General features: G+C 62.6%; 16 protein-coding genes. 14 read left to right on the top strand and 2 right to left on the bottom strand.

The genetic code is table 11. From position 1 onward, the window contains the following. The 14 genes from AC5IJH_RS08150 to nrfD form a co-directional block, all read left to right on the top strand. Positions 1-380 (top strand): WecB/TagA/CpsF family glycosyltransferase (locus AC5IJH_RS08150; protein ID WP_491902314.1); only part of this gene is annotated, 380 nt, incomplete at its 5' end. A 37-nt stretch (positions 381-417) separates the two neighbouring features. Then, positions 418-2823 carry a GumC family protein gene (locus AC5IJH_RS08145; protein ID WP_491902313.1) on the top strand — a complete coding sequence of 802 codons (2406 nt, stop codon included), beginning with the start codon at positions 418-420 and terminating at the stop codon, positions 2821-2823. Then, positions 2823-3749, top strand: a complete 927-nt coding sequence (locus tag AC5IJH_RS08140) for a polysaccharide biosynthesis/export family protein (protein WP_491902312.1) — start codon at positions 2823-2825, stop codon at positions 3747-3749. The genes AC5IJH_RS08145 and AC5IJH_RS08140 overlap by 1 nt, the downstream gene beginning before the upstream one ends. After that, positions 3736-4176, top strand: coding sequence for an energy transducer TonB (locus AC5IJH_RS08135; protein ID WP_491902311.1), 441 nt, complete (start codon positions 3736-3738; stop codon positions 4174-4176). Before AC5IJH_RS08140 ends, AC5IJH_RS08135 begins: the two co-directional genes overlap by 14 nt. A gap of 100 nt (positions 4177-4276) precedes the next feature. Continuing rightward, a complete protein-coding gene (locus AC5IJH_RS08130) occupies positions 4277-5116 on the top strand; it encodes a glycosyltransferase family 2 protein (RefSeq protein WP_491902310.1) in 840 nt (279 codons plus the stop codon). Continuing rightward, complete coding sequence (locus tag AC5IJH_RS08125; RefSeq protein ID WP_491902309.1) at positions 5109-6272, top strand: endo-1,4-beta-xylanase; 1164 nt, start codon at positions 5109-5111, stop codon at positions 6270-6272. Before AC5IJH_RS08130 ends, AC5IJH_RS08125 begins: the two co-directional genes overlap by 8 nt. Beyond that, positions 6269-7663: an O-antigen ligase family protein gene (locus tag AC5IJH_RS08120; protein WP_491902308.1), complete on the top strand. Its 1395-nt coding sequence runs from the start codon at positions 6269-6271 to the stop codon at positions 7661-7663. The genes AC5IJH_RS08125 and AC5IJH_RS08120 overlap by 4 nt, the downstream gene beginning before the upstream one ends. Continuing rightward, positions 7660-8919 (top strand): acyltransferase family protein, encoded by a 1260-nt coding sequence (locus AC5IJH_RS08115; RefSeq protein WP_491902307.1) that lies wholly within the window; start codon positions 7660-7662, stop codon positions 8917-8919. The genes AC5IJH_RS08120 and AC5IJH_RS08115 overlap by 4 nt, the downstream gene beginning before the upstream one ends. A gap of 12 nt (positions 8920-8931) precedes the next feature. Further along, complete coding sequence (locus AC5IJH_RS08110; RefSeq protein WP_491902306.1) at positions 8932-10032, top strand: glycosyltransferase family 4 protein; 1101 nt, start codon at positions 8932-8934, stop codon at positions 10030-10032. A gap of 74 nt (positions 10033-10106) precedes the next feature. Continuing rightward, positions 10107-10925: a 2OG-Fe(II) oxygenase gene (locus tag AC5IJH_RS08105; RefSeq protein ID WP_491902305.1), complete on the top strand. Its 819-nt coding sequence runs from the start codon at positions 10107-10109 to the stop codon at positions 10923-10925. A gap of 394 nt (positions 10926-11319) precedes the next feature. Continuing rightward, the gene (locus AC5IJH_RS08100) at positions 11320-13950 is read left to right on the top strand and encodes an amino acid adenylation domain-containing protein (protein ID WP_491902304.1); all 2631 of its coding nucleotides are present in this window, start codon (positions 11320-11322) and stop codon (positions 13948-13950) included. A gap of 273 nt (positions 13951-14223) precedes the next feature. Further along, the gene (gene fdh, locus AC5IJH_RS08095) at positions 14224-17457 is read left to right on the top strand and encodes a formate dehydrogenase (RefSeq protein WP_491902303.1); all 3234 of its coding nucleotides are present in this window, start codon (positions 14224-14226) and stop codon (positions 17455-17457) included. A gap of 74 nt (positions 17458-17531) precedes the next feature. Next, a complete protein-coding gene (locus AC5IJH_RS08090) occupies positions 17532-18329 on the top strand; it encodes a 4Fe-4S dicluster domain-containing protein (RefSeq protein ID WP_491902302.1) in 798 nt (265 codons plus the stop codon). Continuing rightward, on the top strand, positions 18326-19435 hold the full coding sequence (gene nrfD, locus AC5IJH_RS08085; RefSeq protein WP_491902301.1) for an NrfD/PsrC family molybdoenzyme membrane anchor subunit: 1110 nt from the start codon (positions 18326-18328) through the stop codon (positions 19433-19435). Before AC5IJH_RS08090 ends, nrfD begins: the two co-directional genes overlap by 4 nt. Before the next feature lie 96 nt (positions 19436-19531). Here nrfD and AC5IJH_RS08080 read toward each other — a convergent pair whose 3' ends face one another. Together AC5IJH_RS08080 and AC5IJH_RS08075 are read right to left on the bottom strand one after the other, a co-directional pair. Continuing rightward, positions 19532-20239, bottom strand: coding sequence for a S41 family peptidase (locus tag AC5IJH_RS08080; RefSeq protein WP_491902300.1), 708 nt, complete (start codon positions 20237-20239; stop codon positions 19532-19534). Positions 20240-20258: 19 nt separating this feature from the next. Continuing rightward, entirely contained in the window at positions 20259-22928 is a 2670-nt protein-coding gene (locus AC5IJH_RS08075) for a S41 family peptidase (RefSeq protein ID WP_491902299.1), read from the bottom strand. Between the last annotated feature and the right edge of the window lie 82 nt (positions 22929-23010).

The raw sequence follows: 23010 nt of genomic DNA, 5'->3' as shown, positions 1-23010 counted from the left end.
GGTTGAACGTCGCGGGCACGAGTTGCCCACCGCGTGGATTTCTCGACGATGTGGAGGAGCGCCGCGAGGTGCTCGCATCGGTCGAGAGGAGCCACCCGGCGATTCTGTTTGTGGCACTGGGCGCGCCCACCCAGGAGTTCTTCATCGACGAGCACATCCGGCCCTTGCACGTGCCGGTGGCGGTGGGGGTGGGGGGCAGCCTGGACATCATTGCCGGGGAGTTTCGGCGGGCGCCTGTGTTTGTGCAGCGCATGGGCCTGGAATGGGCATTCCGTCTGGCCCAGGAGCCGCGCCGGCTGGCTCGCCGGTACTTCATCGGAAACGTGTTGTTTCTTTACTACCTCCTCCGGAACCTTTTGGGGTTCGCGGGAGATACATAGCTGAGGAGCGCGGGCCGCGCGCAAGCAGGAACTGCCTATGATGGACACGAGATACCGTATGGAATTGCCCTCGCCTGCGCCGCACGCGCTGTCGACGCTGCTGGATCCGCAGACGCCGCCGCCCCAGCACGGTGCTGCTCCGCGCGAGCTCACGCTGTCGGACCTGCTGGAGTTGTTGCGCCGCCGTCGCGGGATCATGGCGCTGGTGTTCGCGATCACGATGGTGCTGGCGATCACGGCATTTGTCACCGCGACACGACTGTATAAAGCAACCGCGCAGATCCAGGTGCAGAAGGAATCCGCCGACGCGGTCGGCATGGACAGCGTCCATGGCGGGGAAGCCGCGGGCGACGCGATCGAGTCGAATATCACGCTCCAGACCGAGGCGCAGATCCTCAAGTCGGACGCGCTGGCACTGCGCGTGGTCGAAGCACTCGACCTCGAAAAGACGGCAGACTTCCAGCCCAAGTTCAACCCCATCGGCTGGGCCATGGGCCTGTTCGCGACGAAGGGGCTGCCTGATCCGAAAAACGTACCGCTGGCCCAGGCTCCGGGCCGCCGTACGCACGCAGTGAAGACGTTCGAGTCGCACCTGAAGGTCGAGGCCGTCTCCGGCACCCGGCTGATCAGTGTCGAGTACCTGAGCTCCGACCGGCAGGTGGCGGCCGCGGTCGTCAACGAGCTGGTCAAGGATCTGGTCAATTACAACTTCGAGACCCGGCAGGTGGCGACGGCCAAGGCCTCCGAGTGGCTGCAGAAGCAACTCGCCGACCTGAAGGCGCAGAGCGAGGCGCTGCAGGCGCGGCTGGTGGCGCTGCAGCATGATTCGGGAATGTTCACGCTGGGGCAGACCGACACGCAAGGCCGCGAGCAGGTCTACACGCCGGCTCTGGACCGGCTGCAGCAGCTAACGGCGCAACTGGCGCAGGCGGAGTCGGCGCGTGTGGTCAAGGGCGCGATCGACCAGGTGGTGGAGAATGGCGATCCCGAACTGATCTCCGGGCTGGCCGGCAGCGCGACAACGAGCGGCGCGTCGAGCGGGCTGAACAACTCGCTGACCCTGCTGCAGGGGCTCCGTGCACAGCAGGCCCAGGCGCAGGCCGAGCTGGCCGAGGCGAACGACAAGTTCGGGCCCGGCTACCCAAAGGTCCAGGAGCTGGAAGCAAAGATGCGTGACATCAACCAGTCGATTGCGCAGGAGACGCAGCGGCTGAAGGCGCGCGCGCGCAACGACTATGAAGTCGCGCAGAACGTCGAGGCGCGGGACCGAGCGGCCTATGACCAGGAGAAGACCGAGGCGCGGCAGCTGAATGGCAACGCAGTTGGCTACGAGATTGCGCGCCAGGAGGCGCAGCAGAGCAGGGAGCTCTACGCGAGCCTGCTGAAGCGGCTGGAAGAGGCCGACCTGATCGCCGGTCTCCGCTCGAGCAACATCACGGTTGTGGATCCGGCCGAGGTGCCGGCGCGTCCGGCCAAGCCGAACATGATCCTTTACCTCGGCGGCGGCATGGTCGGCGGGATGTTCCTCGCCGTCTGCGCCGCACTGTTCCGCGAGGCGACGGACACGCGCATTCAGCGCATCGGCGATCTGCCATCGCTTGGCTTTGTCGCACCCATCGCATTCCTGCCACACCATCCGGGCGCGAGCAAGCGGCTGACCGGGCGCGGTGGCGGCGACCGGGTGACGCTGCTGTCGCCGAATGGCGGAAAGTTTGCGCTCGCAACAGATGTCGCGCCGATGATTGCGACGGACGCACCGCGGGCTCCGTATACGGAGTCGTTGCGCGCCCTGCGCACCACGCTGACGCAGCGGCGCGGCGACCAGCCACCGCCGCAAGTGGTGCTGATCACGAGCTCGCTGCCGCAGGAAGGCAAGAGCCTGCTCAGCGTGAACCTGGCTGCCGTCTTCGCCCAGAGTGGCAAGCGCGTGCTGCTGGTGGATGCCGATCTACGCACGCCGGTATTGCATGAGCGGCTGGGACGGCCGGCAACCGAGGGTCTGAGCGAGCACCTTGAGCACCTGATGAGCAGCGATGGCATCACCCTGCCTCAGCCGGAGACGCTGGCGGTGGGGCGCGGCGCGACGCTCGATTTTCTTGCAGCGGGGTCGCCGCCGGAGCTGCCGTCCGAACTGCTCGGCTCCGACGCCATGCTGGCGCTGCTCGATCGCTGGCGCGGCACCTACGACTACATCTTCATTGACGGCGCGCCGGTACTGCCGGTGACCGACTCGGCCGTGCTGAGTCCGCTGGTGGACTACACCGTGATCGTGGCGCGGCACAATCAGACCGATCGCATTTCGCTCAGCCGGACCTGCCACATCCTCGAGATGCAGGGCCTGGGACGGCACGGGATCGTGCTGAACGGGATCCGCAACGAGAAGAGCGTCGAATACGGCTACTACGGCTACACCGCCACAGGTTCGGATCGGAGGGCAGTCTGATGCGCGGGCCGGCCTTCGCTCTCCTGCTTCTGCTGCTTGCACCGGCGCTTCCGGGGCAGGCGCAGTCGGCCGCCGCTGCCAAGCTCGCCACGCTGCCGACGACCGGCACGGAGAGCCTGCTGATCGGGCCGGGCGACCTGATCCAGATCAGCGTGCTCGACACACCTGAACTCGAACAGCAGGTGCGGGTCACCGACGCAGGGAAGATTCCGCTGGCGTATCTCGGCGAGGTGCCGGTGTCCGGCATGACCCCGGCAGCTGCGGCGGCCGAGGTGCAGTCGATGCTGATCAGCAAGAACGTCATGCGCCATCCGCAGGTCAGTGTGCGGGTGCAGGAGTACGCGTCGCAGGACGTGTCGGTGCTGGGGCAGGTGCGCACGCCGGGCTCCTATCCGCTGACGACATCGCAGCCCATCCTGAAGGTGCTCTCGCTGGCCGGCGGTGTGACCGACCTAGCCGATCGCCGGGTGACGTTGCGGCGTCATGGCACGGGCGAGGAGATCGGCTATCTGCTCTCGAACGATCCGGAGAAGATGCTGTCCGACCCGGTGGTAGTGCGGCCCGGCGATACGGTGATCGTGCCCAAGGCGCCGATTGTGTACATTCTCGGTGACGTGGCGCGGCCCGGCGGCTTTGCCATGTCGGCGAACGACCCGCACCTGACCATGCTCCAGGCAATTGCGCGAGCCGGTTCGGTCAACAAGACGGCCGTGTCCTCGAAGGTGCGCCTGATCCGCAATACCGACCATGGCCAGACAGAGAGCCGGATCCGCCTGGACGACATGGAAAAGGGCAAGGTCCCGGACATAGACCTGCAGGCCAACGACATCATCTACGTGCCGTTCAGCTGGATGAAGAACATCGCGCTTTCCGGCTCATCGATCGCTGCCTCCACCTCGAGCGCTGCCATCTATGCCATTCCCTAAGCGACTGCGGTTCACACGGCCCGGGTCCCTGGCCGTTGTCCTGCTTCTGGCAGGGCCGACGGCGGCGCGTGCCCAGACGCCGGGTCCGAACGCCAACGTGACGCACCCCGGCCGGGTGACGGTCCCGGCCGGACGCATGGCTGCGCTCTGCACGACGATGGTGACGCCCTCGTTTCCGCCAGGTGTGGATCAAACGAAAGCCAAGACCGTCGTGGTGCACGCACTGGTGCGTCATACCGGAACCGTGCAGCCACTCTATGCCGGCGAGGGCGACAGCGCACTCGAGGCTGCCGCGATGAGTGCGGCGCGCTTGTACCGGTTTCACCCCTACATGGTGGAAGGCCAGCCAGCCGACGTTGCCACCGAAATCTCCGTGACCTTTCTGCCCGGCCAGCCGGGCGGATTGATCAGCCACCCGCACCCATAACCGCCGCGCCCGAGATCATGCCCGAATTCTGCCCAGCAGACACGTATCGCCGGACAGCCGCTGAGGTCCGCCACCGCTCCGCCGGCCGAGGAGGCGCGCATTGATTCGCTTCAGCCTGATCGTCGCCACCTGCGGCCGCACCACGGAGCTCGGGTTACTACTCGACTCGATCATCGCGCAGCGCCGCCCGGACTGCGAGGTCATCGTGGTCGACCAGAACACGGACGACCGCGTGCTGGCGCTGACTCATGGGTTGCGCGGACGGCTGGACCTCCGGGTGATTCGTACCGCGGAGCAGAACGTATCGGCGGCGCGGAATCTCGGCCTCGATGCTGCACGTGGGGAGATCATCGCCTTTCCGGATGATGATTGCTGGTACCCGGCCGGACTGCTGGATGCGATCGACCGCTGGTTTCAGGAGAGCTCGGAGTATGCCGTGCTGGCGGTGGGCGCGCTCGATGAGAAGGGAATTCCGAGCGGCAATCGCTGGATCCAGGATGTCTGCGACATCACGGCGTGGAACTGCCTGCGCACCACCTTCTGCTCCAGCCTCTTCCTGTCGGGCGCAGCGCTGGGCAATGGCAGCGGGGTGCGCTTCGACCCGCTCTTGGCGCGCGGCGAGGAGACGGACTTCGTGCTGCGCCTGCTGTCGACCGGTCTGCGCGGCCGCTTCGACCGGAGCTTCCACATTCATCATCCGCGGCGCGACATGATGAGCGGTGCAGTGGGGCTCGATCGCGCGGTCAGCTATGGCGCGGGCATGGGCCGGCTGGTGCGGCGTCACTCTCTGCCCACGCTCTGGGCGAGCCTGATGATCTACGACGTGCTGCGCGTGGTGATGGTGGGCGCGCGGGGACGGCGGCGCGATGCCAGCATCTGCCTGGCGCACACACGCGGACTGTTCAAAGGCTTCTTCTTTCCCGAGGGCTCGTATGAGTGAGCGCGTCACGCGCCGTGACTTTGTCGCGGGGTTGGCGGCAGGCGCAGCAGCGCTGGCGCTCCCGCAGGCGCTCCACGCCGGCACGCGCACCGTCATCCCGGCACCGGACCTGGCGCCCGCGTTGCGTCTGAAGCAGGCAGCGCAGCACAGCGGCATCCTGCTCGGGACCTATACCGTGGAGCACGAACTGGCCTTTGAGCCAGCGGCGGCCGCCGTCATCGCGTCGGGCTTCGGCATGATCGCTGATGGCAACGACCTGAAGTTCTCGAATCGGCTTCGCCCCACGCCGGACACCTTTGACTTCACAGGCGGCGATGCCGCTGTTGCCTGGGCGGAGCAGCACGGATTGCAATTTCGCGGGCATTGCCTGGTGTGGTCGAATGCGCTGCCACGCTGGTTTGCCGCAGAGGTTACGGCGCAGAACGCACGGCAGGTGCTGACCGGCCATATCACAAAGGTCGTTGAGCACTACCGCGGTCGCATTTATGCCTGGGATGTGGTGAACGAGTGCATTTACCACGACAACCGGCCGGATGGGCTGCGCAAGAAGCCGTGGCTCGACTTCCTGGGGCCGGAATACATCGACCTCGCCTTCCACACAGCGGCGGCTGCCGATCCGAAGGCGCGGCTGCTGCTGAACGAGTGCTATATCGAGCATGCGGTGCCGGGCGAGGTGACGCGGCGCGACCAGTTGCTCGCGCTGGCGCTGCGGCTGCACAAGTCCGGCGTGCCGATCACGGGCGTGGGCATCCAGGGACATCTGCATGGCGCGAACCCGACGGACAAGCCGGGCATGACCCGCTTCATGGAGGAGTTGCGCCAGCAGGGTCTCGAAGTGCACATTACGGAGCTCGATGTGGACACGGGCGGGATCGCGCCTGCGGATCGCGAGCAGGCGGTGGCCGAGCGTTACGGCGAGTTCGTGGAGCTGGTGGCGCCGTATGCCACGTCGATCACGCTGGAAGGGCTGCACGATGACCCTACGTACCCGCGGACGCCCGAGGGGACGCCGCTGCGGCCCAATCTGCTGGACGCGAACTATCAGCCCGACCGCAATTACGATGCAATCGTCACTGCATTAGAGACGAGAGCGCGGAGCCGCAAGGCTCCCGTCCCGGCACGGCATTCCCGTCCCGGCAACCCGCCACACGCATGAGCCAGGCAGGAGGCGTATTTCCGGTAGCTGGTCCTGACCGGCGCTTGCTGACGCGGGTCGAGGTCACAGCGCCGCGTCCACTGCTGGGGGGCTGGCACGCCGCGCGCAGCGTCGTTGACACGCCGGTGTGGACGGAGGCGCGCACGTGGCTGCTCTTCTGGCCGCTTCTCATCCTGATAGCGCACCAGGCGGTGATTATCGCCGGACCGGCGCGCACGCATGAGGCGTACCAGTTCGGTGCGTCAGCAGTGGGGCCGCGCGGAGCGCATTACGAGGTCTACGTCGACACGGCGTACCAGCTGTTGTTTGTAGTCGTCGGCTGGTTGGGCATTTGGAGTGCGCTCAAGCGCAACGGCCTGCTGTTCGCAAGCCTGGCGCTGGCCTTTGTATCGGCGCTGTGGTCGGTGAATCGGGTGGTGACGGTGCAGATGTCATTCAAGGTGACGGTCTGCACATTGCTGGGCGTGTATCTCTACACCAGCACGACGCAGCAGCGGCTGATGCGGCTGTTGATCTTCATGGGCATGTGCCTGGCCGTGCTCAGTATCTTGTTTGTGATTTTTCTGCCCAGCTATGGCCTGTTCATCGGCTATGCGGGCGGCGCGTGGGACGGCATCTGCGATCACAAGAACACGCTCGCGATCAGCTCGACCTACCTGATGCTGCCGATGGTCTTCGCTGCGGGCTACCGCCGCAGCCGGCGCTTGCTCTATTGCCTGCTGATGCTCTTCATGGTGGTGATGAGCCAGGCGAAGGGACCGTGGTTGTGCACGCTGGCACTGCTGGGATTTCTTGGCTGGATGAAGCTCTATCGCCGGGTGCGTCCGGCAGAGGCGATGCTGCTGGTGGTGGCGACCATCGGCGTCGTGGCCATTGGCGGGACGCTGTTCATTGCCAACTGGGACGCGATCGCGCACGCGCTGAACAAAGATCCCACCATGAGCGGACGAACCGATATCTATCGCGAGGTCTGGCGCTCCGTGATGAAGCAGCCATTCTTTGGCTATGGCTTCGGCGCGTATTGGACGCTCGAAAATCCTGAGCGCAACCGCGTGGGGCTGGCGATCCACTGGACCAACATCGGCTATGCAGAGAGCGGGCCGCTTGAGATCGCGCTGCAGACCGGACTGGTCGGGCTCGGGATCATCCTGGCGATGTTTGGTCGCGCGCTGGCGCAGGGAGCGCGGCTGCTGCGCTCGCCAGCGTACTCGCCGCGTGTCGGCCTTTACCTGAGCATCCTGTTCTACACCGTACTGATCAATATCGACGATGGCTGGCTGATGACGGCGACCACGATGGATTGGGTGCTGGCGGTGATTGCCTGCATTGGCTTAAACGACGAGATGCAGCGGTGGAGGCAGTTGCGCAGCTACGAGCCGGTATTGGCATGAGCCGGACGGGAGCTGCGGAGGGGCAAGAGAACGACGTTTCCACCGCGATCCATGCGCCCAGCGCGGTGAGCCCTGCCTGTGAGCAGCGGCGCTTGCCCGAGCTGGACGCTCTGCGCGGGCTGGCCGCGTTTTCCGTCGTGCTCTTTCACTACCAGGAGATGTGGCTGCCGGCAACACACCCGGCTGCGGGCTTCGCGCACAAACTGGTGAACCTGGCTTTGTTGCCGTTCCACGCCGGTCCCGAGGCGGTCACCATGTTTTTTGTGCTGAGCGGCATGGTGCTGGCGCTGCCATATCTCCGCGGGCGCGGACAGGCATACCCGCAGTTTCTGCTGCGCCGCGTGGTGCGTATCTACGGACCGTATCTTGGCGCGCTGGCGTTGGCACTGCTCGCAGACGCGCGCTGGCATAACCATCCTGACATCGGACCCTGGCTGCGCGATACGTGGTCGCGGCCCCTGGCGCCGGGGCCGATCCTGGCCCACGTGGCACTGATCGGTGTCTTCAGTACGCAGCAATACCTGTTCGTTGTCTGGTCGCTGGTGCAGGAGATGCGCATTTCGGCGGTGCTGCCGTGGCTGGTGCGCTCGGTCCAGAGCCTGTCGGCTGGCGCAAAGATGAGCGCTGCGCTGCTGCTGTCGAGCTTGTCCGTCGTCGCGATCGGAGCAAGCCCGGAGACGAGCGCGCGCTACAACCTGCTGATCACCGGCCATTACGCCGCCATGTTCATTCTCGGCATCCTGCTGGCTGCGCATCGTGACCTGCTGCAACGCATCTGGCAGCGCACCCCACGTGAGCTGGCCTATGCAGTCAGTGTGCTGTCCGCACTGCTCTACCTGTTCGATCAGCGCCTGGCCGCGGTCGTGCTGGCGCACGTGCCCGGGCCGTTACACACACATGCAATGCAGACGGCGCTGCGGAACTGGTCCGCGGGGATCGGCGCGTGCGGTGTCATCGTCCTCTCGCTGCATGCAGTGCCGCTGCAGAAGCTTCTCCGCACCCGGGTTGCGCAGTGGCTGGGGCTGATCTCGTTCAGCCTGTACCTGGTGCATCCGACGGTGCTGCTCTCCGTGCGCTTCGCGGCAGGTGACCGGCTCTCTGCGCGCGCCCAGTTTCTGCCATATGTGCTGGGCAGCCTGCTGGTGGCGTGGCTGTTCTGTATGGTGGTGGAGGAACGTTGCATCCGGTTGAGCCGACGTGTGGGCATGGCGCGGCTGCCACTTCCGCTGGCCGACGCTGAAGTCAGCATCTCTTGAAGCGAGGGCCGCTTGCGCCGAGTTGGTTATGACGCTCAGGCTTTTCTTTCCGCGAATGGCGGAACCGGCAAGGGGGCGCAGCTCCGCACTCTGCTCGGTCCCTACGCGAACCAGTTCACCGGATTCGCCACGGAAGGGAAGAACTACTCCGAGCTAGCGGTGGTGCAGGCAGGCCGCCGTTATCAGCTCTGGCAGGTCGCGACTCTGCCGCTGCTGTTGCGACGGCATGCGATTGATACGTTCCTGGCGCCTTACAATGTAGCTCCGCCGCGTCTGCCGCCCAACGTCAAACTCCTTTTGGTGTTGCACGATCTCATCCTGCTGAAGCAATACCGGAAGACCGATCTGCGCAGCCGCCTGCATGATGGCTATCGCCGGCTGCGCGTGGCGCCCTCGGTCCGGCGAGCGGAGATCGTGCTGACCGTGTCCGAGCACACGCGCGGAGAGATTCTTGAGCAGTATCCGGGAACAGATGTGCGTGTCATTCCGTGCACGGTTTCACCGGCTTGGTTCGCGCCGCGTGCTCTGGCGGATCGCGCCGGACATTTGCTGATGGTGACGTCCGCGGCGCCGCACAAGAATTCAGAGGGTGCGCTCGAGGCCTACACGCGGTACGTGCAGATGTCGGGAAGCAGCGCCCGCCCGCTCGAAGTAGTGGGGCTGGCATCGCATGCGGAGGAGTATCGAGCCCGGCTGCTGCCGGAGATCCGGCCGCTGGTACATTTCCGACCGTATGTCGCGGAAGACGAGTTGCGCGGGCTCTACCAGGAGGCGGCAGCTCTGCTGTTTCCGTCGTTCGTGGAGGGCTTCGGGATTCCGCTGCTCGAGGCGATGTCGACCGGCACGCCGGTGATCGCGGCGCGTGCGGCCTCGATCCCGGAAGTCGCCGCAGGGGCAGCTTACTATTTCGATCCGCAGAATGTGGATGAGATGGCGCACGCCATCGCTACCGTGTTGGGCGACGGTGAGCAACGGGAACGGATGGCGGCCGAGGGGCTGCGCCGGGCCGAGGATTTTCGGCCGGAGAAGGTTGGCACAAGGGTCGTTTCGTTCTGGCAAGAAGTTGCAGGAGTTACCGAAGCTACTTACTCCTGCCCGGTACACGTGACCTAGGATTTGTACACGTCTCTGTTGCTGTGAGCCTATTCTGACCGTGGCACTTAGTATGTGCCCCAGGCGGTGCGGCCATGGTACTTGCAGAGGCAACCAGAACGAACAAGATCCTGTCCTTTCAGCGCGGGGATATACACCTCGATCGCGACCTTGAGAGCTTGCAGCAGGAGTACAGGACGGCCGCGCCCTATCCGCACCTCGTACTCGACAACCTGTTTGCGCCGGCGATGCTGGACGCGGTGCTCGGAGAGATGAACGAGCAGTCCTCTCGCACCTGGGTTGAGCAGAACATAGCGCAGTTGCAGAAGAAGAGTATTCGCAGTGCAGTGGACCTGGGGGATCGTACCTTCACGTTCTTTTCGCAGTTACATTCTGCTGCCTTTCTCTACCTGCTCACCGAGATGACTGGCATTTCGGGACTTCTTCCCGATCCGTATCTGACCGGTGCGGGGCCAACGATCATGCCTTCGGGTGGCAAGTTCGATGTGCATGCGGATCGGAATACCGATCACTACTCCGGGCTGCGCCGCCGTCTGGTGATGCTGCTCTATCTCAACAAAGACTGGCGCCCCGAGTACGGTGGGCAGTTGGAGATATGGGACAAGGCTGCGAGCGGCATGGAGAAGTCCATTGAGCCGGTGTTTAACCGTGCGGTGTTCTTTGAGATTGGCGATCAAAACTTTCATGCCGTGCGTCCGGTCACCCCTGGATCGGGCCGGGATCGGCGCTCGCTGACAGTTTATTTCCACACCGTCGATCTGAATGTGGTGCTGCACAATTCGATCTATGCGCCAAAGGTGTTCCAGTCCAAGGAGCCGTTCTATCGCACGGCAGCTCGTGAGATATGTCCGCCGGTGCTCCACCGCATGGTGCGACGTCTGCGCGCTCATTAGCCCGGGCCGCCTGAGTTCAGCGCAGCCGGCGGCTTCCCTGCTTCGCAGTACCGTATGCAAAGGAACAGAGATGAAGCGAGCGTTACGGCCGGCGACGGCGTATGCTTCCTGGTGCTCGCCATGGGAGATACGCAGTGCCGATAAGTCGGAATAGCTCTGACCGACCGAATCCACTTAGTGGGCTCGCGGTCTCAAGAGCCGTGTGAGTCTTTGAAACAGCCTTCCAGTCGCAGAATGAAGAGCCTGGAGCGATCCGGTCTTCTTTGGCTGCACACGAGGTGTGTTTGTAAGTGAAAAGATCGGGTGTTCTTGAAACGAGAAACACTCATCTTATCCACCGGTTGAAAACGTTCCATAAGTAGATCGGGGTAACTAGGAGAGGCGTTAGTGAGCCATGTCGATCTTTCATCCCTTTGAGCAGCAGGCTTCTGCAAGCCCGGGGCGAACTGCGCTTGTGGATGCTCAGAGGGAGATCTCGTATGACGCACTGCATGATGCAGCCGCCCACATTGCCTGCGCGCTAACAGCGGATGGGATCGCGGCAGGCGATCTCGTGGCCATTTACGGCGGGCGCACGGCTGGCCTGCCCGCGGCCATGCTGGGAGTCTGGAAAGCGGGAGCGGCCTTTCTCATTCTTGACCCTGCATATCCAGTAAGCCGGCTCACGGATTACATCCGGCGATCACGGCCGAAAGCGATCATTGCTGTTGGGGACAACGCTCCTGCAGTCTTAGCGACTGCTTCCGAGGCTGTGAGGATCACCCTTGAGATAGACGAGACGTCACTGTGTGTACGCCTTCGAGCCGTCGCCCGCAACGAAGCCACGCAGACGTGTGCGGGGTCACTACCGGAGACTGCTGCTTACGTCTCTTTCACGTCGGGGACAACAGGAATGCCGAGCGGCGTTGTCGGAACTCACAAGCCGGTTGTGCACTTCCTCGATTGGTACATACAGAAGTTTCAGTTCGACCAGAACGATCGGTTCAGCATGCTGTCTGGCCTGAGCCATGATCCCCTGCTCAGAGATATCTGCACGCCACTGTGGTGCGGCGCGACGCTGTGCGTTCCTGACGAGACAACGCGCACGAATGCCACCGCTCTGGTTGCGTGGCTCCGCGCGAGCAGAGTGACCGTGCTGCACCTGACACCCAGCCTTGCGCGACTTATTTTTACTGCGGCGCGGCCCGGCTCGCTGCCGGAGCTACGCTATGCACTCTTCGGAGGAGAGCCTTTAACCTGGTCCGTGTGGAGTGCCTTCCGCGAGATCGCGCCCAATGTGAAGGGCGTGAATCTGTACGGAGCGACGGAGACGCCGCAGGCGATGAGCTTCTACGAGATTCCCGGCAACTGTTCCACAGTGGAAGGGACAGTGCCCGTCGGTCGCGGGATCGATGATGTGATTCTGCGTATTCTAGATGAGAGCGGGAACGAAGTGGAAACCGGCGTGGAGGGCGAGGTCTACATCCAGACCGCCTATCTCTCTGACGGATATCTGAACGACGATGCATCGACCGCAGCGCGCTTTCTTTCCGCGGACCGCTTTCATGCCTCCAGTGCGGAACGCCTGTATCGAACCGGCGATGTGGGCAGGACCGGCGCAGACGGACAACTCTCGATTGCAGGCAGGAAAGACCGGGAGTTGAAGATACGAGGAACTCGCGTCAACCCTGCCGAGATTGAGTGCCTGCTGAATGCGATGCCGGATATTCAGCAAGCCATGGTTGTGCCGCGCACAAGCCAGTCGGGCGCCCTGATGCTGGTGGCTTACATCCTCCAGCTATCTCCGGGGCTGCCCGCGCCGGACGCGGTGCGCAGGCGATTGCAAGAGCAACTACCGGTGGCGAGCGTGCCCTCGCACGTGATTGCGATCCACGATATTCCGGTTACACAGAATGGGAAGCTGGATGTGGGCAGGCTGCCGGACCCGTTTGCTGCGCCAACGGACGCTCGGGGTGCGACCGAAAGTGGCAACGCTTGCGTGGACGCGTTGAGGCAGATCTTCGCAAAGGTGCTGGGGACAGATCCGGCACGGATCGGCAGTGACGATAATTTCTTCGCGCTTGGAGGCGATTCACTGAGTGGTGCGATCCTGGCGACGGAGATACAGATTCGTTTCGATATATCGCTGTCGCTGAACGAACTGGCACCAGAAGCTTCGCCTGCGGGACTGGCGCGATATCTGTCCAGCCCAGACGTAGATCGCGTGGGATCTTTGCTGCTGCCGCTGCGATCGGAAGGCAGGGGTGTTCCTCTCTTCGTAGTCCACCCGATCAGTGGCGTTCTGATGAGCTTGCTGCCTCTGGTGCGTCACCTTGCCGTGGACAGACCGATCTATGGCATACAAGCTCGCGGTCTGGATTGCCCTGAGCTGGTGTTGTTCTCCATTGAAGAGATGGCAGCGGAGTACATTCGGCAGATCAAGACTGTGCAGCCTGCTGGCCCGTACGCGGTTTGCGGATTCTCGGCGGGGGCCTCCGTCGCGTTTGAGATAGCGCAGCAGCTGCAACGTGCCAACGATTGCGTGGAGTCTTTGATTCTGTACGACGGTTCCGCGCGATCCGACGGACTGACGGCGCTTTCGACTCGCGTGCGCACGCGCTGGGATGAGTGGATCAGCAGCCCGTGGCGTGACATGATGATGGACGTTGTGAACTCGCTGAGATTTCGCGCGAAGATGGCTTTCTTTGCGCTTGCGAAATCGACGAAGGATCAGCCGTCCACGGGTTTCCTGAACGCACATCAGGCCTTTGTTGTCGCTCGCCAGAAGTACAGGCCCACTCGTTACCCAGGTCCAGCGCTGCTCATTCTCAGTACCCGGGACGAGGCGGCGCAGCAGGAACCGCGACTCGGGTGGACGGACCTGGTAACGGAGCTGGAGGTGTGCGAGATCGATTGCATCCATGACCACGTGGATAAAGAGCCGCACGTGCGGATTGCTGCAGCCGGAATGTCGGCATACCTGAATAGCAGCCACGGTGGCAGCGTAGTGGAGGCGCAATCACCGGCTGTTGGACTGATGTCCTGAGAATGTGACGCGCATCGCCGTGGAGTGTGGCGTTTGGATGCAACGTCGATTCCGTAGCGCGGATGCTTCCGGCCTTGCTGAAGATGATCCGCGCGCCTGGGCTCGAAAACACGTTGGAACATTTTTCCGAGACTTTGCGCTCGCCACACCTGGCTGCAGGCGCAAGAATGTCAGGCGCCCCGGCACGTTCCGCGTCCGCCGCGCATCTTTCCTAGAAGCACCAGTGGCCGACGGAGTCATTCTCCGAAGGCTGCGCTGCCTGGAGAGACACGCATGACACGACGTGGCAAGCAGCCGGGTTCTGGCAGGGTGCGCGAGCGGGCAACGGCCAGCCAGCCGTTCAGTCCTAACAGCGTGGCGAAGACCGCGCGCATCCACGGCGCCGAAACAGTGCACAGCGTTTGCCCCTACTGCGCCGTCGGCTGCAGCCAGTTGATTTACCTCAAGGGCGGCCGTGTCATCGACATCGAAGGCAATCCAGAGAGCCCGATCAATGGAGGCACATTGTGCCCGCGTGGATCGAACACCTTCCAGATCGATAATCCGCATCGCGTGCGGCATGTGATGTATCGCGCTCCCTATTCGGAGACCTGGGAACGACGCCCGCTCGCATGGGCAATGGATCGCATAGCCCAGCTCACCAAAGAGGCGCGCGATGAGGGCTTCGTCGAGAAGCATGATGGCCAGGCGGTGAACAACGTACCGAACCTGTTTTCGCTTGGCGGCGCGACCCTGGATGTCGAGGAGAACTACCTGATCAAAAAGTTGTTTAGCGGTGGACTCGGAATCGTATCGGTCGAGAACCAAGCCCGAATATGACACAGCGCCTCGGTGCCCGGTCTGGGCACTGCATTCGGTCGCGGCACCGCGACAAATCTGCAGGAAGACCTAGCGAACGCGGATTGCATCCTGTTCATGGGTTCGAACATGGCGGAGGCACACCCGGTCGGCTTTCGCTTCCCGATGCGGGCGCGTGAGCGTGGTGCGAAGCTGCTCCATGTGGATCCGCACTTCTCGCGCACATCTGCAATGTGCCATGAGTACGTACCCATCCGCGCGGGCAGCGACATTGCGTTCCTCGGCGGATTGATTCGCTACATTCTCGCGAACGATCGCTGGTTTCACGAGTATGTGCTCGCCTATACAAACGCGACCACGATCATCAACGATGAGTATGTGGACGCGGAGGAGCTAGGCGGGATATTCAGCGGCTACGATCCGGAGAAGCGTGCCTACGATCAATCGAAGCAGAGCTGGCACTATGCAGGCGAGCCCGGCCAATCGAAGGTCGACAAGTCGACGCATGTGAAGTCGGAGTCGTTCAGTGAGCGCGCAGGGCACTTGGAGAACACGCTTCCGCTCACCGATCCGACGCTCGAAAATCCGATGTGTGTGTTGAACATCCTGCGCCGGCATTACGAGCGCTACACGCCGGAGATGGTGTCCGAGGTGTGCGGCTGCACGCCTGAGCAATTCCTTACGGTAGCGGAGACGCTGTGCGAGAACTCGGGGCGCGAGCGCACGTCGTGCCTGGTGTACGCGCTCGGCTGGACGCAGCACACGACGGGCGTGCAGATCATTCGTACGGCCAGCATTGTGCAACTGCTGCTCGGCAACATCGGTCGGCCCGGTGGAGGCATCATGGCGATGCGCGGCCACGCGAGTATTCAAGGCTCGACCGACGTGCCGACGCTGTATGAGTTGCTGCCGGGGTATCTACCGCAGCCCTCCACGTTCGGCGGTCATACAAACTTGAAGGCGTATCTCGAAAAGGAGACCGTCAAGTCGGGCTACTGGTCGCACATGCCGCGGTTCTTCATCAGCCTGCTGAAGGCGTGGTACGGCGATGCTGCCACTGCTGAGAATGACTACGGCTTCGACTGGGTGCCAAAGATCGATGCGAACTACTCGCACCTGATGCAGATACTGCGGATGGCTGAGGGCAAGGTGAAAGGCATGTTTCTGCTGGGGCAGAACCCGGCGGCCGGCGCTCCGAATGCCGTGCTGCACCGCGCTGCCATGCGTCAACTGAAGTGGCTGGTCGTTCGCGACTGGTTCGAGATCGAGAGTGCCGCATTCTGGTATGCGGGTCCGGAGTCGCCGGACCCGAAGACGATCGGCACGGAGGTATTCTTCATGCCGGCCGCAACAAGCCCGGAGAAGGATGGCACCTTCACGAACACGCAGAGACTGCTGCAGTGGCATGACCAAGCGATGGATCCACCGGACGACTGCCGGACCGACACGTGGTTTCTCTACAACCTGGGCAAGCGGCTGAAGCAGCTCTACGCCGGTTCGACGGCAAAGCGCGACCAGGGGCTGCTGAACCTGACCTGGGACTACGAGTACGCGGAGCCACATCGGCTGCCGGATGGCTCCTTGAGCAAGATCGAAGATGAGCCCGATGTGAGCCGAATCCTGCGCGAGATGAACGGCTACACCGTCGCTGACCGGAACCAGGTGGCAGGGTTCGCAGATCTGCGCGGGGACGGGAGCACGGCCTGCGGCTGCTGGATTTATAGCGGCGTGTTTCCAGCAAACGATCGCAACCGGGCGGCGGAGCGAAATCGTACTCATGACAATTACTTGAACCCGGGCTGGGGCTTCTCCTGGCCTGCGAACCGTCGCATCCTGTACAACCGCGCATCGGCGGATCCCGAGGGCAAGCCGTGGTCTGAGCGCAAGAAACTGGTCTGGTGGAACGAGGAGGAGAAGCGCTGGACCGGGCTCGACATTCCCGACTTCGAGCCCGATAAGCCGCCAAGTTACCGGCCTGCGGAGAATGCGGCAGGGATGGCGGCGATTGCCGGAGACGCGCCATTCATCATGAAGGCCGATGGACGCGGCTGGCTGTTTGCATCCACCGGCGTGAAGGATGGACCGCTGCCGACACATTATGAACCGGTCGAGTCGCCGGTGCCGAACGCCATGTATCCAAACGTGCGCGACAATCCGACAGTCGAGCTCTACAACATGCCACTGAACGAGAAGGATCCGCTTGACCAGGAGTATCCGATCGTGGCGACCACGTACCGCATCACCGAGCATTATCTGAGCGGTCCGATGAGCCGCTTCAACAGCTGGTTGAATGAGCTGCAACCGGAGATGTTCATTGAGTTGAGTCCGGAACTGGCGGCAGAAAAGCGGATCGAGCACGGTGGGTGGATGGTGGCGTGGAATGTGCGCGGCGAGATCGAGGCGCGCGCGATGGTGACGAAACGTATCCGTCCGCTGAACATGGGAGACCGCGTCGTGCATCAGATCGGCATTCCGTTTCACTGGGGATTTGCGGGAGAGACGGTCGGGTCGGTTGCCAATGACCTTACCTCGATCGTCGCCGACCCGAACGTGAGCATGCATGAGGTGAAGGCCTTTACCGTGAACGTACGTCCGGGCCGGTTGGTGAATCGCGGCACGGTGCGCATGGATGCGCCTGCTGCCTGGCCGACGCGTGCCAGGACGCCAGATACGCCCAAGTCCGACCAGCCAGAAGGGCAGGCCCTATGATTGAAACGCCGGAAGAGATGCAACCGGGGCATGCTGCCGACCTGGGCAGCCGGCTCGCTGATCTAGCAACGGACATGATCGATGCGTGGAGGCGGCCGGAGCCTCCTGCAGAAGAGGAGGAGACGGGTTTCTTCACCGATACGACGCTTTGTATCGGCTGTAAAGCATGTGAGGTTGCCTGCAAGCAGTGGAACCAGCTACCTGCCGACGGCTTCCATTGGACAGGAAACAGTTACGATAACACCGTCATGCTATCCGACACGACGTGGCGACATGTCGCTTTCGTCGAGCAGCAGGCCGATGACGGGCCGCTGCGCTGGCTGATGATGAGCGACGTGTGCAAGCATTGCCAGCTTGCGCCGTGCCAGGAAGCCTGCCCGACGGGCGCAATCATCTACAACGAATTTGGCAACGTGTATGTGCAGCAGGACATCTGCAATGGCTGCGCATCCTGCGTGGTCGCGTGCCCATTTGGTGTGCTGAACCGCAGCATTGACGACGGTCGCGCGCACAAGTGCACCCTTTGCTACGACCGCCAGAAAGATGGCTTGCAGCCGGCGTGCGCGAAGGCGTGTCCAACGGAGTCGATCAAGTTCGGCAAGGTGAGTGAACTACGCGAGTTCGCGCGGGAACGGGTAGAGACGCTGCACCAACTTGGCGAGACGGATGCCTATCTCTATGGCGACGAGCCGGCCGGAGAGTACAGCGCCCTGAACTCCATTTTCCTGCTGAAGGACCGGCCGTCGGTCTACAACCTTCCGGAAGCACCCCGTCGTCCGTCTGCGCATTTGAAACGTAACTACCTGATGAGCTTTGGCACGGCGCTGGCTTTGACTGCCGCGTCGGTCCTGGCATTCCGGAGTGAGGCATGAGAGGCGATCCTACTCCGCAAGCGGCAGCCTCGGACGCCGTATTCAGTAAGCTGACCGAGAGCTACGAACTGATGAAGGCCACGCGGCCGGAGTTTGTTAGTGAGCGAGCACAGTATGCCAGCCAGCATGCCTATCAGAACGTGCCCATTCTGAAGCGGCCCTTCTGGGGCTGGGAGATTGCAGTCTACTTCTTCGTTGAAGGTATCTCCGCGGGCGCGTTCATCCTGTGCACGGTGGCAGATCTGGTCGACCCCGCACGATTCAGTAGAACTGTTCGTGTCGGCCGCTACCTGTCGTTCCTGCTGGTGATTCCGTGTCCACCGCTGCTGGTGATCGATCTTGGGCGCCCGGAGCGCTTTCTGCATATGCTGCGCATCGTGAAGCGCAGCTCGCCCATGAACACGGGCGCGTGGGCGCTGACGGGCTATGGCACGCTCGCCTTCGTCGCCGCTCTGCTGGAATTCCCTGCGCGGAAGCTGCCAGTCGGTGCGCGGGTGCTGAAGAAAGCTCAGCGCCCGCTGCCCAAGCGCGTGATCAGCCTCCTAACGCTGCCATTCGCGTACACCATGGTCGCTTATCCGGGTGTGCTGCTCTCGACTACTTCGATTCCTGCGTGGGCGCATACTCATTTTCTCGGAGCGCTGTTCTCTGCGAGCGTCTTCAGCAGCGCCGCCGCGGCGCTGACCTTGTGCGCAACCGCGAACGGCGATCACAACAGTCATCGTGTGCTCGAGACGTTCGAAGATGTGGCTTTAGGGGCTGAAGCCGCAACGCTCGTCACGTACCTTGCACAAGCACGAAAGTCCGCACGGCCGCTGACGCACGGCAGGCATGCGAAGCTCTTCTGGTGCGGCGCGGTGCTCGCCGGCATCGCTGCGCCAGCACTGCTTCGGCACAGCCGATCGAAGGTGCTGCGCACGATCGTCGCCCCGCTGCTGACGCTGGCTGGCACAGCTGCACTGAAGTGGGCGATGGTTCATGCCGGGCAGGAGTCCGCACTGGACCGCGAGGGCGCGATTCGCAACGCACCACCGGAGACCTGGGATCATTACTGGGGACAGCGACAGGTGAGCGCAACGGAGCAGCTAACGGAGCGACTTGCGTAGAGCGAGCGCCGAATTTGACTGCTCCCCCAGGCAAGTATGTGCACCAAATAAAAGCCACCGCTTGGGTGGCCTTTATTTGCCCAGAATTGTCTCCCTCTAGTGAGCGCCCACATCGTCGTGCTGATGGTAGTTGGGGTAGGACGGTACGGCTGGCGTCGGTACGGGATGCTCCTTGAGCTGCTCAAGCACGATGGACACGGCCCGCTCAAGCTGCACATCGTGGCCGGCGGCCACATCTTTGGGCAGCTCCTCCACTTCTACGTCGGGCGGGATGCCGTGGCCCTCAACCTCCCACTCGCCCTTCAGGCCGTAGATGCCATAGCGCGGTGCGGTGACGTGGCCGCCATCGAGCAGCGTGGGATAGCCGCCAATTCCAACCAGGCCACCCCACGTGCGCACGCCGACGATTGTGCCGAGTCCTGCCTTGCGGAAGTACCAGGGCATTGCGTCACCACCTGAGCCCGCAGACTGATTAATGATCATCGCCTTCGGCCCGAAGATGGCGCCAACAGGATCGTGGAGAGGCTTTCCATCGCGTTCGATGGCGCCGCTAAGTGGCTTCTGTCCGAGCACATTCACCACATAATCAGCGATAAAGCCGCCTTCGTTGTAGCGCTCATCGAGCACGAGAGCCTGCTTGTCCACCTGTGCGTAGAAGTAGCGATTGAAGTTGGTGTAACCCGCTCCGCCGGTGTTTGGCATGTAGATATAAGCGACCTTGCCTCCGGAGAGTTCGTCCACTTTGCGTCGGTTCGATTCAATCCAATCGATGTTGCGCAGTCCGTGTTCAGAATCGCTGGGCACGACAGTGACGTCGCGACCATCACTCCCGTCGGCTTTTTTTACTCACGCGTACTACTGTCTGGCGGCCGGCGGTTCCATCGAAGAAGCTGTCCAGGTTGTCCGTGGCATGAAGCTCACGGCCGTTGACGGCGAGGAGATACTCACCTTCGACGATGTTGATGCCGGGTAGCGTCAGTGGCGCAACCAGTGAGGGCGACCAGTTCTGACCGTTGTAGATCTTCGTGAACTTGTAACGGTTGCTATCCGTCGTGTAGTCCGCGCCGAGCAGACCGGGCTTCGGACCGTCTTTTGGTTCCGCGGGGCCGCCGACGAACATGTGGCCCACCTCTATTTCACCAAGCATTTCATTCGACAGATAGGTGAACTCGGCGCGCGAGCTCAGGCCATCGATATACGGCGCATACTTCGCTTCGATCTTCGCGAGGTCCAGGCCATGGAGGTGGGGATCGTAGAAGAAGTCACGCTCAATGTGCCATGTCTCGCGATACATCTGCTGAAACTCGGCACGCGGGTCGACGGTGGCGAACATCGTCTCGTTGTTGACGGGCTTGCCCTGAGGCGCGTCGGGCGAGCCGGGCTTGAGCTCAGCAGTCGGCACAAGGAACCAATGTTCTTCCTTCGCGTACAGAAGTTTCTCGCCGTTGAAGGAGACGTTGAGATCGCTGAGCCCATTCAGCACCGCTTCCGTTTGGCGCTTTTCGGTGGTGAAGCGCCAGAGGGTACGAATGGGCGGACCATCCTGACCTGAGGCGCGGCCCACGGCTCCACCTTCTGCGAGAAAGAGCACGCCTGTCTTGCCGACCGCCAGCCCGACATAGTTGCGCGCCGGGATGGGTAACGACAGGATGCGGTTGCCGATACCTGCAAGATCGATGATAGTGGGCTTCGGCGCTTCCTTTTTCGCCGCGTCCTTCTTCTCGTCGCCCTTGGCAGTTGTCTTGTCCTGCGTACTGTCGGGTTTCTTGCTGTCCGCGTCTTTCTTGTCGGTGCTGGATGGTTCGCTGTTCTTCGCCTCTTCTTCTTTCTTCTTATTCTCGTCGTCACTTTCCGGCGGAACGGGAGAGAGCCCATCCTTGGCCAGAACGACGACATAGGCGTGACTGTTGACGGCGCGATCGAGCGATGAGAGGTCGATGCCCGCATCGGAAGGCCCGTTGTTGGTGGACGCGGTGAAATAGAGGTACTTGCCGTTGGGATCGAAGACGGGATGAGCGGCGTTGCTCATGCCGTCTGTGATCTGCGTCGAGGAGTGCGTCACCAGCGAGTAGAAGAAGAGCGCATTGAGTTGGTTTTCCAAATCGCGTGTGTAGGCGATCCACTGCGAATCTGGCGACCAGGTGATCTCTGCCGATTGTCCGAAGCCGCCACGCAGGCCGGTGTCGATCTTGATCGGCTTGCCTCCTGCGACATCGACGTACCAGAGCCGAAGATGCTTGTCCGCGAAGGCAACGTGTTTGGAATCTGGCGACCAGGTGGGGTGGTAGAAGAACGAGGGCGAAGGGCCAAGGTCGATGACGTGCGGCGGCTGTAGCCCATCCTGATCGCGGACGTAGAGCTGGTACTCGCCGGAGGCATCGCTGAAGTAGGCGATTGACTTGCCGTCGGGAGACCAGGAAGGATCACGCTCTGCGACACCCGACGTGCGCGTGAGGTTGCGCGTGTCGCCCTTCTCTGCGGGTACGGTGAAGATATCGCCGTGAGCCTCCGCGACGACGCGGACACCCGTCGGCGAGAGCGAGATATTCTGCGCTTCCTTCGGCGAAATCTGCCGGATATGCGGCGTCAGCGACGGCAGGTCACCGTGAATGGACACGGGAACCGCGTGTTCCTGGTGAGTCGTGGGATCGTAAAGATGCAGCGAGCCGAACTGCTCATAGACCAGTCCGCCTGGGCCGGCGGAGACGGTCTTCAGATCGTAGCCCTTGTTGTCCAGCACCGGGCTGACGGTCTTGCTGGCGACGTCGTAGCTGAACAGCGAGACTGATCCGTTGCGGTCTGACAGGAAGTAAACCGTGCTGCCCTGCCAGACGGGCGAGGAGTCATTCGAGTTCTCGCGCGGGATCTTCACCAGATCCAGCGTCTTCATGTCCACCAGCCAGACCGGCGTGGTCTGGCCGCCGCGGTAGTGCTTCCATGCACTCTGCCACTGAGCAACGGGAACGTAGGCCATCGTGCTGCCATCGGGAGAGAGCGATCCCGATGCGGCGCTGGGCAGCGGTAGCACGGCAGGCGAGCCGGTTCCATCGGCGTGGACACGAAACAGACGCGGAAAGTCCGAGTAGCTGGCGTGCGCGGAGGCGAAGAGCACATCCTTGCCATCTGGTGTCCATCCAACGACGGAGTTGCCGGTGGGCTCCCAGGTAAGGCGTCGCGGAACTCCGCCCGATGCAGGCACTACGTAGACATCGGCCAGCCCATGGTCGCGGGCGGTGTAAGCGATCTGCGTGCCGTCGGGCGAGTAGTAGGGCCCATCGACGACAGCATTCGTCGAGGTGAGGCGCGCGGCCTCTCCGCCATCCCGCGGGACGGTCCAGACATCGTCCGCATAGAGGAAGGCGATGTGGTCGCGACTGAGAGAGGGATTCCTCAGCAGCAGCGGAGCGGCGGCAAAGGCAGCGGAGCCAAGCAAGCTGACCGCACATGAAAACGCAAGAGCAGGGAGCAGCCGAACCACAGCGGAGCGAGTCATCGTGACGGGAAGCCTCTTCAGAGCAGGATCCTGACCGCGCCAAAGCCGAGGGAGGTACGGAACAATGTTTGCGGTAAGTGGC

It is taken from the genome of Candidatus Dedyshia acidiphila (assembly GCF_051025295.1).
In the GTDB taxonomy this organism is placed as follows: Bacteria; Acidobacteriota; Terriglobia; order Terriglobales; family Acidobacteriaceae; genus KBS-83.
Note: the sequence above shows the minus strand (reverse complement) of the source record. Positions and strands in the feature narration are given on the sequence as shown.